Source organism: Halomonas sp. JS92-SW72 (genome assembly GCF_003547075.1).
GTDB lineage: Bacteria > Pseudomonadota > Gammaproteobacteria > Pseudomonadales > Halomonadaceae > Halomonas > Halomonas alkalicola.
Genome location: NZ_CP032147.1, coordinates 2194773 through 2207516 on the forward strand (window position 1 = coordinate 2194773; position 12744 = coordinate 2207516).

The following is a 12744-nucleotide window of genomic DNA, read 5'->3' on the forward strand; positions in this document are numbered from 1 at the left end:
TGACGTAACAGGAGAACGCGATGCCTACCGACGCCAACGCCTTCCAGACCGCCCTCGCCCTGATCCTGGGCATGGACCCGGTGCTGCTTGGCATCGTCGCGCTCTCCCTGCAGGTCTCGATCAGCGCGGTGCTGATCGCTTCCCTGCTTGCCCTGCCCCTGGGCGCGGCGCTGGCGCTGTGGCGCTTTCCCGGCCGCGGCGCCGTGATCGTGGCGCTGAATGCGCTGATGGGCCTGCCGCCGGTGGTGGCCGGGCTCACCGTCTACCTGCTGCTCTCCCGGGCGGGCCCCTTGGGCCAGTTCGGCCTGCTCTTCACCCCCACCGCCATGGTGATCGCCCAGGTGATCCTGATCCTGCCGATCATCGCTGCACTGACCCGCCAGCAGATCGAGGAGCTCCACGGCGAGTACCGCGACCAGCTGCACTCCCTCGGCGTCTCGCGGCCGCGCATGATCCCCACCCTGTTGTGGGACGCGCGCTTCTCGCTGCTCACCGTGGTGCTGGCGGGCTTCGGCCGCGCCAGCGCCGAGGTGGGGGCGGTGATGATCGTCGGCGGCAACATCGACGGCGTCACCCGGGTGATGACCACCGCCATCGTGCTGGAGACCAGCAAGGGCAATCTGCCGCTGGCCCTGGGGCTCGGCCTGGTGCTGCTGGGGCTGGTGCTGCTGGTCAATGCCGCCGCTCACCTGGTCGGCGAGACGGCGCGGAGGCGGCTGGGATGAACGACATGCTCCGTCCCGCTACCACCGCCGGGATCACCCCGCAGGCCTTCGAGGCGGTGAGCGTCAGCCACCGCGGCCAGCCGCTGCTGCAGCCGCTCGACCTGCGCCTAACCGGCTGTCGCCGCACCCTGGTGATGGGCCCCAACGGCGCCGGCAAGAGCCTGCTGCTGCGCCTGGCCCACGGTCTGCTGGCGCCGAGCGCGGGCCGGGTGCGCTGGGAGGGCACTCCGCCCCGCCAGGCCATGGTCTTCCAGCGCCCGGTGCTGCTGCGACGCAGCGCCCTGGAGAACCTCACCTATGCGCTGGCGGTGACCGGCACGCCCCGCGGCGAGCGCCGCGAGCGGGCCCGGGAGGCCCTCGCCCGCTTCGGCCTCGCCGCCTTGGAGAAGCGCCCGGCCCGGGTGCTCTCCGGCGGCGAACAGCAGCGCCTGGCGCTCGCCCGCGCCTGGCTCACCCGCCCCGAGGTGCTGTTCCTGGACGAGCCCACCTCGGCGCTGGACCCGGCGGCGATCCGCGCCGTGGAGGAGGCCGTGCGCGACTTCCACGCCCGCGGCACGCGCATCGTCATGACCACCCATGACCTGAACCAGGCGAAGCGCCTGGCCGACGAGGTGGTGCTGCTCTACGGCGGTCGGCTGATCGAGCACACCCCGGCCGAGCGCTTCTTCGCGGCACCCCGGACGTCCGAGGGGCAGGCCTTCCTGCGCGGCGAACTGGTCTGGTAGCCCCCTTTCTCTCGAGGAGAGCCGCATGACGCCACGCGCGATCGCCCTGACCGCCCTGCTGCTGGCCGGCAGCGCCGGCCTGGCACCGGTCCACGCCGCGGACGACCATATCGTCCTGGCCTCGACCACCTCCACCGAGCAGTCCGGGCTCTTCGGTCACCTTCTGCCAGTCTTCACCGAGGCCACCGGCATCCGGGTGCGGGTCGTCGCCGTGGGCACCGGCCAGGCCTTCGAGATCGCCCGCCGCGGCGACGCCGACGGCCTGCTGGTCCACGACGGCGAGGGGGAACGGCGCTTCGTCGAGGCCGGCTACGCCACCGAGCGTGCCGACGTGATGTATAACGACTTCGTGATCATCGGCCCCGCCGAGGACCCCGCCGGCATCGCCAAGGCCGAGAGCGTGGCTGAGGCCCTGCGCCGGATCGCCGAGGCCGAGGCGCCCTTCGCCTCCCGCGGCGACGACAGCGGCACCCACCGCGCCGAGCAGCGCCTGTGGCAGGCCGCCGGCGTCGAACCGGGCGGGCGCTGGTACCGGGAGCTCGGCAGCGGCATGGGCCCGACGCTGAACACCGCCGCCGCCATGGACGCCTACGCGCTGAGCGACCGCGCCACCTGGGCGGCCTTCGAGAACCCCCAGGACCTCGCCCTGCTCTTCGCGGGCGACGAGGCGCTCTTCAACCAGTACGGCAGCCTGCTGCTCGACCCGGAACGCCACCCCCACCTGAAGCACGACCTGGCCGAGCGGTGGCATCGCTGGCTGCTCTCCGACGAGGGCCAGCGGGCCATCGCGGCGTTCACCCTCAACGGCGAGCCGCTCTTCTTTCCCAATGCCAACTCCCCTTAAGGGCCTGACTCCATCAGCCGCCCCAGCAGCCCCTCGAGCTCATTGCTCAGGAAGCGCGGCTCCACGCATTCGCCGAGGTGCCCCTCGGCGAAGCGCAGGAAGCCCAGCGCCGCGTGGGAGAGGCGCCGGTCGCGGCGCACGATGAACTGCCAGTGGCTCTCGATGGGCAGGCCCGTCACCGGCAGGATGGTGATATCGGGATGCTCCGGCGGCAGCACGTGCTCGGAGAGCACGGCGAGGCCCATGCCGGCGGCCACGCCGACCCGGATCGCCTCGTTGCTGGCCATCTGCAGGGTCGGCCCCAGGGTCAGCCCCTGCTCCTGCAACCAGCTCTCGAAGAGCATCCGCGTGGCCGAGCCCGGCTCGCGCAGCAGGAAGCGCTCCTCCAGAAGCTCCGCCATGGCGATGCGCTCGCGCCCTGCCAGCGGGTGCCCCCGGGGCGCCACCGCCACCAGCGGATTGCGCAGGAAGCGCCCCGCCAGGGCGTGGGCGAGCGACGGCGGGTGGCTGAAGACATAGAGGTCATCCTGCTGACGCTCGAAGCGGGTCAGCATCTGGCGGCGGTTGCCGATATGCACGGTGACGTCCACCTCGGGGAAGGCGCGGCTGTAGGGGCCGAGCAGGCGCGGCAGCACGTACTGAGCGGTATTGACCAGGGCGATGGAGAAGCGCCCCCGCTCGCCGCCGCGCAGCGCCGCCAGGTAGTCGTCGAAGTCGGCGAAGCGCCCCAGCACCTCGCGGCTGGCGCGGTAGAGCTCAAGGCCCGCCTCGGTGGGTGCCAGCCGGCCCTGGCGGTTCTCGAGCAGCGGCTCTCCCACCGCCTCGGCGAGCCGCTTGAGCTGCTGGGAGACGGTGGGCTGGGTGAGGTGCAGGCGTCGCGCCGCCTCGCTGATGGAGCCCGCCTGCACCACCGCCACATGCACCTGAAGCAGTCGAAACGTCAGGTGTCGAATGTTCACGGTCAGCCCTCCTCGCCCCAACCCATAGATAATCATCTATGATGCACTGGCGAAATCTTAATTGGTATCAATGATGCGACTTTCCGACAATGCCGACCGTTTCCCCTGACCACTGCAAGAGACACTCCTGATGCCCGATATCTTGGTGATGTTCTTCCTGCTCGGCCTGCTGGCCGGGGTGGTGAAGTCCGACCTGACCATTCCCAAGGCCGCCTATGACACCCTGAGCCTTTTGCTGATGCTGACCATCGGCCTCAAGGGCGGCATGGCGCTCTACGGCAACCTCGGCTGGTCACTGCTGCCGGAACTGGTCGCCGTGGCCGCCCTGGGCGCGCTGATCCCCCTGGCGCTGATGCCGATACTGCGCCGGCTGATTCGGCTCTCTCCTGCCGACAGCGCCAGCATCGCCGCCCACTACGGCTCGGTCAGCGCCGGCACCTTCGCCGTGGCCCTGGCCTTCGCCGAGGGGCGCAACCTGCCGATCGGCGCCGAGGTCACCCTCTATCTGGTGATGATGGAGCTGCCGGCGATCATGGTCGCCATCGCCCTCTATCGCCGCCATGCGGGCAAGGCCGCCGGGGAAGCGATGCAGGGCATCTGGCACGAGACGCTGACCAACCGCGGGGTGATCCTGCTGGCCGGCGGCGCAGTGATTGGCGCCATGTACGGGCCTCAGGAGGGCGCCAACGTCACCGAGCTCTTCACCAGCGCCTTCCACGCCGTGCTCGCCCTCTTCCTGCTGCAGATGGGTCTCACCGCCGCCGAGACGCTGCGCCCCATCCCCTGGTTCCACTGGCGGCTACTCACCTTCGCCCTGGTCGCCCCGCCGCTGCTCTCGCTGGCCGGCCTGGCCGTGGGCCTGGCGCTGGGCCTGCCCGCCGGCTCGCTGCTCATCCTCACTGCCCTGGCAGCCAGCGCCTCCTATATCGCCGCCCCGGCCGCCATGCGCACCGCCATTCCCGAGGCCAACATCGGCCTGGCCATGCTCGCCGCCCTGGGCTTCACCTTCCCGCTCAACGTGATCATCGGCATTCCGCTCTATCATCAGCTGATCCAGTGGCTGGCCGGCTGAGCGAGCTAAGCCGAAACAAGCCAAACCACCAGAAAACGACAAGGGCAGCCCACCGGGCTGCCCTTGTCGTTTCCAAACGGTCGTCGTATCGAAACGGTCGTCGTGGCAGTGCCGCCGTCCGACATTCGTCTAAGGCGTGAAAAGCTGCACTTTACGTTAACGTCAACCTGACCTAGTCTTGTGCCATCACGGTTTCACCACCCGACACGACCCGTCGTGCGCGCCCGGATGACCACCCTATCAGCCGGACACTGCGACCACCGACAAGAACGGAGCCCCGCTCATGCATACGCCCTTCAAGCCCCTCGACTTCGGCCTCGACGACGAACTGAACATGCTGCGCGACCAGGTCAACGCCTTCGCCCGCGACGAGATCGCCCCGCGCGCCGCCGAGATCGACGAGAAGAACGAGTTCCCCAACGACCTCTGGCAGAAGTTCGGCGACATGGGCCTGCTCGGCATCACCGTCTCCGAGGAAGATGGCGGCACCGGCATGGGCTACCTGGCGCACTGCATCGCCATGGAGGAGATCTCCCGGGCCAGCGCCTCCGTGGGCCTCTCCTACGGCGCCCACTCCAACCTCTGCGTCAACCAGCTCAAGATCAACGCCAACGCCGAACAGAAGGCGAAGTACCTGCCCAAGCTGATGACCGGCGAGCACATCGGCGCGCTGGCCATGTCCGAGCCGGGCGCCGGTTCCGACGTGGTCTCCATGAAGCTGCGTGCCCGCAAGGAGGGCGACAAGTACGTCCTCAACGGCAACAAGATGTGGATCACCAACGGCCCCGACGCCGATGTGCTGGTGGTTTATGCCAAGACCGATCCGGACGCCGGTTCCAAGGGCATTACCGCCTTCATCATCGAGAAGGGCATGCCCGGCTTCTCCACCGCCCAGAAGCTCGACAAGCTCGGCATGCGCGGCTCCAACACCTGCGAGCTGGTGTTCCAGGACTGCGCGGTGCCGGAAGAGAACGTGCTGGGCGAAGTGGGCAAGGGCGTGCGCGTGCTGATGAGCGGCCTCGACTACGAGCGCACCGTGCTGGCCGCCGGCCCCATCGGCATCATGCAGGCCGCCATGGACATCGTGGTGCCCTACATCCACGAGCGTCAGCAGTTCGGCCAGTCCATCGGCGAGTTCCAGCTCGTCCAGGGCAAGGTGGCCGACATGTACACCACCCTGAACGCCTGCCGCGCCTACCTCTACGCCGTGGCCGCCGGCTGCGACCGTGGCCAGACCTCCCGCAAGGATGCCGCCGGCGTCATCCTCTACTGCGCCGAGAAGGCCACCCAGGTCGCCCTGGACGCCATCCAGCTGCTGGGCGGCAACGGCTACATCAACGAGTACCCCACCGGCCGCCTGCTGCGCGATGCCAAGCTCTACGAGATCGGCGCCGGCACCAGCGAGATCCGCCGCATGCTGATCGGCCGCGAACTCTTCAACGAGTCCAAGTAAGGGGTTACCGATGGCCATTCTGACTACCCAGATCAATCCGCGCAGCGACGGCTTCCAGGCCAACGAGGCGTCGATGCGCCACGAGGTCATGAAGCTGCGTGAGCTTACCGCCGCCATCGCCCAGGGCGGCGGCGAGAAGGCCCGCGTGCGCCACGAGTCCCGCGGCAAGCTCTTCGTGCGCGACCGCATCGACCACCTGATCGACGAGGGCTCCCCCTTCCTGGAGTTCTCGGCCCTGGCCGCCCATGAGGTCTACGACTCCGCGGTGCCCGCCGCCGGCGTGGTCACGGGCATCGGCCGCGTCAGTGGCGTCGAGTGCGTGATCGTTGCCAACGACGCCACCGTCAAGGGCGGCACCTACTTCCCGCTCACCGTGCGCAAGCACATCCGCGCCCAGGAGATCGCCCGCAAGCACCGCCTGCCCTGCATCTACCTGGTCGACTCCGGCGGCGCCTTCCTGCCCCGCCAGGATGAGGTCTTCCCGGACCGCGAGCACTTCGGCCGCATCTTCTACAACCAGGCCACCCTTTCCGCCGAGGGCATCCCGCAGATCGCGGTGGTAATGGGCTCCTGCACCGCCGGCGGCGCCTACGTGCCGGCCATGGCCGACGAGTCGATCATCGTACGCGAGCAGGGCACCATCTTCCTGGGCGGCCCGCCCCTGGTGAAGGCCGCCACCGGCGAGACCATCAGCGCCGAGGACCTGGGCGGCGCCGACGTCCACGCCAAGAAGAGCGGCGTGGCCGACCACTACGCCGAGAACGACGCCCACGCCCTGCAGCTCTGCCGGGCCTGCGTGTCGCGGCTCAACTGGCAGAAGCGCGGCCAGCTCAAGATGCAGGAACCCAAGCCCCCGCGCCTGGATCCGGCCGAGCTCTACGGCATCGTCGGCACCGACCTCAAGAAGCCCTACGACGTGCGCGAGGTGATCGCCCGCATCGTCGACGACTCCGATTTCGACGAGTTCAAGCGCTACTACGGCGACACCCTGGTCACCGGCTTCGCCCATATCCACGGCCACCCGGTGGGCATCGTCGCCAATAACGGCGTGCTCTTCTCCGAATCCGCCGTGAAGGGCGCGCACTTTATCGAGCTGTGTGCGCAGAGGAAAATACCTTTGATTTTCCTCCAAAATATTACCGGCTTTATGGTGGGCTCCAAGTACGAGCACGAGGGCATCGCCAAGCACGGCGCCAAGCTCGTCACCGCGGTGGCCTGCGCCAAGGTGCCCAAGTTCACCGTGCTGATCGGCGGCAGCTTCGGCGCCGGCAACTACGGCATGTGCGGCCGCGCCTACGACCCCAACCTGCTGTTCATGTGGCCCAACGCGCGTATCTCGGTGATGGGCGGCGAGCAGGCGGCCGGCGTGCTGGCCCAGGTCAAGCGCGAGCAGATCGAGCGCGAGGGCCGCGAGTGGAGCAAGGAGGAGGAAGAGGCCTTCAAGCAGCCCACCCGCGAGCAGTACGAGCACCAGGGCCACCCCTACTACGCCAGTGCACGACTGTGGGACGACGGCGTCATCGACCCGGCCCAGACCCGTGACGTGCTGGGCCTGTCGCTGGCCGCGGCCATGAATGCCGAGGTCGAAGAGACCAAGTTCGGCGTGTTCCGGATGTGACCGCAGGGGATCCCGTTATGTCTGAGACAACCTTTTCACGGCTGGAGCTCGACGACCGCGGCATCGCCTGGCTGACGCTGGAGCGCCCCGAGGTCCACAACGCCTTCGACGACAGCCTCATCAGTGAGCTCAACGCCCACCTGGAGCGGCTCCACCACGCCGCCCACCACGGCGAGGTGCGCGCGGTGGTGCTGGGCTCCGAGGGCAAGAGCTTCTCCGCCGGGGCCGATCTCGGCTGGATGAAGCGCATGGTGGAGTACGACTTCGAGGGCAACCTGGCGGATTCGCGCAAGCTTTCCGCCCTGATGCACGGGCTCGACACCCTGCCCTGCCCCACCCTCTGCCGCGTGCAGGGTGCCGCCTTCGGCGGCGCCGTGGGCCTGGCCGCCTGCTGCGATATCGTCGTCGCCTCCGAGAAGGCCAAGTTCTGCCTCTCCGAGGTGAAGATCGGCCTGTCGCCCGCGGTGATCAGCCCCTACGTGCAGCGTGCCCTGGGCCAGCGCCAGATGCGCCGCTACGCCCTCACCGCCGAGGTGATGGACGCCACCACCGCCCTGGCGCTGGGCCTGGTGCACCGCCTCGCCCCCCACGACGAGCTCGACGCCGCCGTGGAAGCCATGCTCGACATCCTGCTGGCCGGCTCGCCCCAGGCCCAGCGCGCCACCAAGGCGCTGCTGGCCGAGGTGGCCCGGGAGCCCGACAGCAAGGCCACCCGCGAGCACACCTGCCGGGTGATCTCCGAGCTGCGCGTAAGCCGGGAAGGCCAGGAAGGCCTGGCCAGCTTCTTCGAGAAGCGCCGCCCCGCCTGGACAAACGACAGCGACAACAATGCCGCGGAGCCCCGCTCATGACCTCTGAAGTGAAGAAATTCGATACCCTGCTGGTCGCCAACCGCGGCGAGATCGCCTGCCGGGTAATGCGCACCGCGCGCGCCATGGGCCTGCGCACCGTGGCCGTCTACTCCGACGCCGACGCCAATGCCCGCCACGTGCGCGAGGCCGACGAGGCCGTGCGCCTCGGCCCCGCCGCCGCCCGCGAGAGCTATCTCAAGGTCGAGGCGGTGATCGAGGCCGCACGCCGCACCGGCGCCGGCGCCATCCACCCCGGCTACGGCTTCCTCTCCGAGAACGGCCCCTTCGTGGAGGCCCTGGAGAAGGCCGGCATCACCTTCGTCGGCCCGCCCGCCTCGGCCATCGCCGCCATGGGCGACAAGTCCGCCGCCAAGGCGCGCATGTCCCACGCCGGCGTGCCCCTGGTGCCGGGCTACCACGGCGACGACCAGGATGACGCCCTGCTCAAGAGCGAGGCCGACAAGATCGGCTACCCGGTGCTGCTCAAGGCCAGCGCCGGCGGCGGCGGCAAGGGCATGCGCGTGGTGGAATCCGCCGCGGGCTTCCAGGCGGCCCTCGACGGCTGCCGCCGCGAGTCCCAGGCCGCCTTCGGCGACCAGCGCATGCTGATCGAGAAGTACCTGACCCAGCCGCGCCACGTGGAGGTCCAGGTGTTCTGCGACAGCCACGGCAACGGCGTCTACCTCTTCGAGCGCGACTGCTCCGTGCAGCGCCGCCACCAGAAGGTGCTGGAGGAGGCCCCGGCCCCGGGCATGAGCGCCGAGCTGCGCCGCGAGATGGGGGAGGCCGCCGTGCGCGCCGCCCGCGAGATCGGCTATGTGGGCGCCGGCACCGTGGAGTTCCTGCTCGACGCCGACGGCTCCTTCTTCTTCATGGAGATGAACACCCGCCTGCAGGTGGAACACCCGGTCACCGAGATGATCACCGGCCAGGACCTGGTCGAGTGGCAGCTGCGCGTGGCCATGGGCGAGCGGCTCCCGCTGGCCCAGGATGAGCTGACCATCACCGGCCACAGCTTCGAGGCGCGCCTCTACGCCGAGGACCCGGAGCAGGACTTCCTGCCCGCCACCGGCCGCCTGGACCGCTTCGCCCTGGACCTGGTGGGCGCCGGCCTGGACCCCGCCAAGGTGCGCCTGGACAGCGGCGTGGAGAGCGGCGACGTCGTCTCCATGCACTACGACCCGATGCTCGCCAAGCTGATCGTCCACGGTGACGACCGCGACCAGGCACTCGCCACCCTCAATCGGGCCCTGGCGGCGCTGGACGTGCAGGGCGTCGTCACCAACCGCGCCTTCCTGCAGCGCCTGGCCACCCACCCCGCCTTCAAGGGCTGCGAGCTCGACACCCGCTTCATCGAGAAGAACGAAGCGACCCTGTTCGCCACCCAGGAGATCACCACCGAGGCCTACGCCGCCGCGGCGCTGATCGGCCTCAAGCAGCTGGCCCGCGAGTGCGAGAGCGACTCCCCCTGGGATCGCCATGACGGCTTCCGTCTCAATGCCCCGCACACCATCCGCCTGGCCCTGTGCGCCACCGGCCAGAACCTGACCAATGCCCAGGCGCCGGACGCCGAAGGCGTGGTGATCGTGGAAGGCACCCGGGAGACCGACGCCGACCCCTGGCACCTGACCATCGGCGACACCACCCTCACCGCCCGCCTGCAGCACCTGGAAGGCGACGCCGTGGCGGTGACCCTCGACGGCCACCGCCGCCGCCTGCAGGCCCGCCTGGGCGAGAACGGCGTGGTGGTGATGGCCGACCCGAGCGGCGAGACCCGCCTGTTCTGGCGCCGCATCGACGCCATCGACCACGGCCAGCACGAGGCGGAATCCACCCTCACCGCCCCCATGCACGGCACCGTGGTGGCGCTGCTGGTGGAGCCGGGCCAGAAGGTGGAGAAAGGCATGCCGCTGATGGTCATGGAAGCCATGAAGATGGAGCACACCATGTCCGCCCCCGCCGATGGCCACGTGGCGAGCTTCCACTTCGCCGCCGGCGACACCGTGGGCCAGGGCGACGTGCTGCTCGAATTCGCCCCGGAGGAGTAAGCCAATGGCATTCCCGAAACAGGTTCGCCTGGTCGAGGTCGGCCCCCGCGACGGCCTGCAGAACGAGCCCGAGCCGATCAGCACCGCCACCAAGCTGGAGCTGATCGACCGCCTGGGCGCGGCCGGCCTCAGCTACATTGAGGCGGCCAGCTTCGTCTCGCCCAAGTGGGTGCCGCAGATGGCCGACCACCGCGAGGTGATGCAGAACCTCGCCCGGCTGGAGGGCGTCACCTACGCGGTGCTGACCCCTAACCTCAAGGGGCTGGAAGCGGCACTCGAGTGCGGCGTCGAGGAGGTGGCGGTGTTCGGCGCCGCCTCCGAGGCCTTCTCCCAGAAGAACATCAACTGCTCCGTGGCCGAGTCCCTGGCGCGCTTCGAACCGGTGCTGGAGCGTGCCCAGGCCGCCGGCGTGCGGGTGCGCGGCTACGTCTCCACCGTGCTGGGCTGCCCCTACGAGGGCGAGATCGCCCCGGCCAAGGTGGCCGAGGTGTCCAAGGCGCTCTATGAGATGGGCTGCTACGAGGTGTCGCTCGGCGACACCATCGGCGTGGGCACCCCGCTCAAGGCCAAGCGCATGCTCGAGGCGGTGAGCCGCGAGGTGCCCATGGCCCAGCTCGCCGCCCACTTCCACGATACCTACGGCCAGGCGCTGGCCAACCTCTACGCGGTGCTGGAGGAAGGCATCGCGGTGGTGGACAGCTCCGTCGCCGGCCTCGGCGGCTGCCCCTACGCCAAGGGCGCCTCGGGCAACGTGGCAAGCGAAGATGTGGTCTACCTGCTCAACGGCCTCGGCATCGAGACCGGCATCGACCTCGAGGCACTTGCCGCCACCGGTACCTGGATCACCCAGGCCATCGGCCGGCCCAACCGCTCCAAGGTGGGGGTAGCGCTGGCCAGCCGCTAAAGGCAGGCCACGAAAGTGCCCTGCCCTTTTCAAACGATTTCTGTCCTTGCCCCCGGTATGTCGCTCATGCCGGGGGTCTTTTTATGGTGGATTCGTTGGCTGTAACGAAACACCCCCGAGCCAGGTGAGTGACTCGGGGGCTTTATTTTTGGATAACAGGTATTATATGCTTTAATCCAATTCCTTTAAAGCGTTTATTAAGTCCTTAATTCCTAGGGGTGGGTTGGTTCTATGGATTACCGCATGGCAGTTAGGGCATAAAGGCTTAAGATCCTTTAGCGGATCAACCTTGTATTCTTTTTTTATTTCAGACAACGGCACTTCGTGGTGAACATGGATAAAACCTTTGCCAATAGCACCATAATTTTCTTCAAAGTTGAACCCACATACAAAACACTTACAGCCGTAATGTGCAATGCACTTTTCCCTAGCATTAACGCTACGCTCATAAGAATTAACAGCGATTATTTTGGTAGCACCCTCTTCAAATTGCTCAGGAAACACCACTTCCTCTGCAATTGATGGTTCAGTTCGCCTTTTTTTGCTGAGCGCGAACCAACGACCGGATACCCTTGCAAGTATTTTATTTTCTAATGAAGGAGTAAAACTTTTAATTTTTGCCTTTCCGTTTTCACCTTCTTCATATTGCATAGGGAAGGTTTTAAGCTTGTAGCCATGATTTTCGATCAGGTCTATATGTTCGAGTGACTGATTGCGACCATTACCACTCCAGTTTTGATCGAATATCAATCCGTCTTCATGGACATCCCAAAGCCCGAAAATCACGAATTTCTCTTGATGGTTTACAAACGACCAACTCCAATTCCAATTTTTACATGTTGCCCCTACCGACTCAATAAATTGTTTCCTGCTCATAGAACTCCTCGCCACGGCTTAGTGACATATAATGTAAAGTTCACCCGCACCGGCTGCCGAACGCATGAGTGGGGCACCGTTGCTTACCCGGCGTCGGGTGCAGCGCCACAAGTTAGGTCCATCACAGACGACCACCAGCTTGCGCATGAAGCGCCTTTAATTGATAGAAATGGTTGTAACAGAACTGCGTAACTTGTTCAAGCTTGCCCCTAAGATCAATGAACATGTAGTGATCAGGACCAAATGCGAAATTTACCATTCCTGGAACGGACGCCTCTTCGATAAGAAGAGGCGTCTTGCGGAAATCAAAGTTAACTTCGTTCCCCTTCGGTGGAATATAGCCAGAAAATGCCGCTTCGGTATGCTTGACGTGCACCGTCTTTGCGCGCTCTCCACCGTCTTTTGCTCGTGCGTAGATCTCTGGATGCGCAACAACAAATGGCTTCACATCCACCCCCTCTTCATCCCGCATGATCGCGATGGCTGAATAGAATGAATTGAGGACGGCCGCAAATAGGTACGACGCCTCCTTCGCCGTATCACCTGAACGCGTGAGCGGCTTACGACGGCGGTCAAGCGCGTCTAGCAATTCTAAGAAGAACTGGGCCTCGTCGAGTTTCTTGCCTGAGCTCATTTTGGTTACCTAACGCTTTTGTTTAGCGGCGCCCC

12 protein-coding genes are annotated in these 12744 nt (G+C 66.7%); 9 read left to right on the plus strand and 3 right to left on the minus strand.

Features of this window, described 5'->3' with window-relative positions:
• Positions 1 to 20 precede the first annotated feature (20 nt).
• Genes D1793_RS10305 through D1793_RS10315 form a run of 3 tightly spaced genes read left to right on the plus strand, consistent with a single transcriptional unit; the run spans position 21 to position 2294 of the window.
• Positions 21 to 725 carry an ABC transporter permease gene (locus D1793_RS10305; RefSeq protein ID WP_119022081.1) on the plus strand — a complete coding sequence of 235 codons (705 nt, stop codon included), beginning with the start codon at positions 21 to 23 and terminating at the stop codon, positions 723 to 725.
• Positions 722 to 1450: an ATP-binding cassette domain-containing protein gene (locus D1793_RS10310; RefSeq protein ID WP_119022082.1), complete on the plus strand. Its 729-nt coding sequence runs from the start codon at positions 722 to 724 to the stop codon at positions 1448 to 1450. Before D1793_RS10305 ends, D1793_RS10310 begins: the two co-directional genes overlap by 4 nt.
• Positions 1451 to 1475: 25 nt before the next feature.
• Complete coding sequence (locus D1793_RS10315) at positions 1476 to 2294, plus strand: substrate-binding domain-containing protein (protein WP_119022083.1); 819 nt, start codon at positions 1476 to 1478, stop codon at positions 2292 to 2294.
• On the opposite strand, the gene D1793_RS10320 is transcribed toward D1793_RS10315, so the two are convergent.
• The gene (locus D1793_RS10320) at positions 2291 to 3253 is read right to left on the minus strand and encodes a LysR family transcriptional regulator (protein ID WP_119022084.1); all 963 of its coding nucleotides are present in this window, start codon (positions 3251 to 3253) and stop codon (positions 2291 to 2293) included. The genes D1793_RS10315 and D1793_RS10320 overlap by 4 nt on opposite strands.
• A gap of 130 nt (positions 3254 to 3383) precedes the next feature.
• Here D1793_RS10320 and D1793_RS10325 point away from each other — a divergent pair, with 130 nt between their 5' ends.
• From D1793_RS10325 to D1793_RS10350, 6 genes are all read left to right on the plus strand, one after another.
• A complete protein-coding gene (locus tag D1793_RS10325; protein WP_119022085.1) occupies positions 3384 to 4325 on the plus strand; it encodes a sodium-dependent bicarbonate transport family permease in 942 nt (313 codons plus the stop codon).
• Between the two features lie 283 nt (positions 4326 to 4608).
• Entirely contained in the window at positions 4609 to 5778 is a 1170-nt protein-coding gene (locus tag D1793_RS10330) for an isovaleryl-CoA dehydrogenase (protein WP_119022086.1), read from the plus strand.
• 10 nt (positions 5779 to 5788) lie between these two features.
• The gene (locus tag D1793_RS10335; protein WP_119022087.1) at positions 5789 to 7396 is read left to right on the plus strand and encodes a carboxyl transferase domain-containing protein; all 1608 of its coding nucleotides are present in this window, start codon (positions 5789 to 5791) and stop codon (positions 7394 to 7396) included.
• Between the two features lie 17 nt (positions 7397 to 7413).
• Positions 7414 to 8247, plus strand: coding sequence for an enoyl-CoA hydratase-related protein (locus D1793_RS10340; protein WP_119022088.1), 834 nt, complete (start codon positions 7414 to 7416; stop codon positions 8245 to 8247).
• A complete protein-coding gene (locus D1793_RS10345; RefSeq protein ID WP_119022089.1) occupies positions 8244 to 10295 on the plus strand; it encodes an acetyl/propionyl/methylcrotonyl-CoA carboxylase subunit alpha in 2052 nt (683 codons plus the stop codon). The genes D1793_RS10340 and D1793_RS10345 overlap by 4 nt, the downstream gene beginning before the upstream one ends.
• Positions 10296 to 10299: 4 nt before the next feature.
• Positions 10300 to 11199, plus strand: a complete 900-nt coding sequence (locus D1793_RS10350) for a hydroxymethylglutaryl-CoA lyase (RefSeq protein WP_119022090.1) — start codon at positions 10300 to 10302, stop codon at positions 11197 to 11199.
• Between the two features lie 171 nt (positions 11200 to 11370).
• Here D1793_RS10350 and D1793_RS10355 read toward each other — a convergent pair whose 3' ends face one another.
• Positions 11371 to 12075, minus strand: a complete 705-nt coding sequence (locus tag D1793_RS10355; protein ID WP_119022091.1) for an HNH endonuclease — start codon at positions 12073 to 12075, stop codon at positions 11371 to 11373.
• Positions 12076 to 12196: 121 nt separating this feature from the next.
• The gene (locus tag D1793_RS19420) at positions 12197 to 12709 is read right to left on the minus strand and encodes a hypothetical protein (RefSeq protein ID WP_162899946.1); all 513 of its coding nucleotides are present in this window, start codon (positions 12707 to 12709) and stop codon (positions 12197 to 12199) included.
• Positions 12710 to 12744: the final 35 nt, after the last annotated feature.

Excerpts from the sequence above, each read along its gene's own strand:
- D1793_RS10340 (WP_119022088.1), top strand. The coding sequence starts at position 7,414 with ATGTCTGAGACAACCTTTTCACGGCTGGAGCTCGACGACCGCGGCATC.
- D1793_RS10315 (WP_119022083.1), top strand. The coding sequence starts at position 1,476 with ATGACGCCACGCGCGATCGCCCTGACCGCCCTGCTGCTGGCCGGCAGC.
- D1793_RS10355 (WP_119022091.1), bottom strand. The coding sequence starts at position 12,075 with ATGAGCAGGAAACAATTTATTGAGTCGGTAGGGGCAACATGTAAAAAT.
- D1793_RS10305 (WP_119022081.1), top strand. The coding sequence starts at position 21 with ATGCCTACCGACGCCAACGCCTTCCAGACCGCCCTCGCCCTGATCCTG.
- D1793_RS10325 (WP_119022085.1), top strand. The coding sequence starts at position 3,384 with ATGCCCGATATCTTGGTGATGTTCTTCCTGCTCGGCCTGCTGGCCGGG.
- D1793_RS10330 (WP_119022086.1), top strand. The coding sequence starts at position 4,609 with ATGCATACGCCCTTCAAGCCCCTCGACTTCGGCCTCGACGACGAACTG.
- D1793_RS10310 (WP_119022082.1), top strand. The coding sequence starts at position 722 with ATGAACGACATGCTCCGTCCCGCTACCACCGCCGGGATCACCCCGCAG.
- D1793_RS10350 (WP_119022090.1), top strand. The coding sequence starts at position 10,300 with ATGGCATTCCCGAAACAGGTTCGCCTGGTCGAGGTCGGCCCCCGCGAC.
- D1793_RS19420 (WP_162899946.1), bottom strand. The coding sequence starts at position 12,709 with ATGAGCTCAGGCAAGAAACTCGACGAGGCCCAGTTCTTCTTAGAATTG.
- D1793_RS10345 (WP_119022089.1), top strand. The coding sequence starts at position 8,244 with ATGACCTCTGAAGTGAAGAAATTCGATACCCTGCTGGTCGCCAACCGC.
- D1793_RS10335 (WP_119022087.1), top strand. The coding sequence starts at position 5,789 with ATGGCCATTCTGACTACCCAGATCAATCCGCGCAGCGACGGCTTCCAG.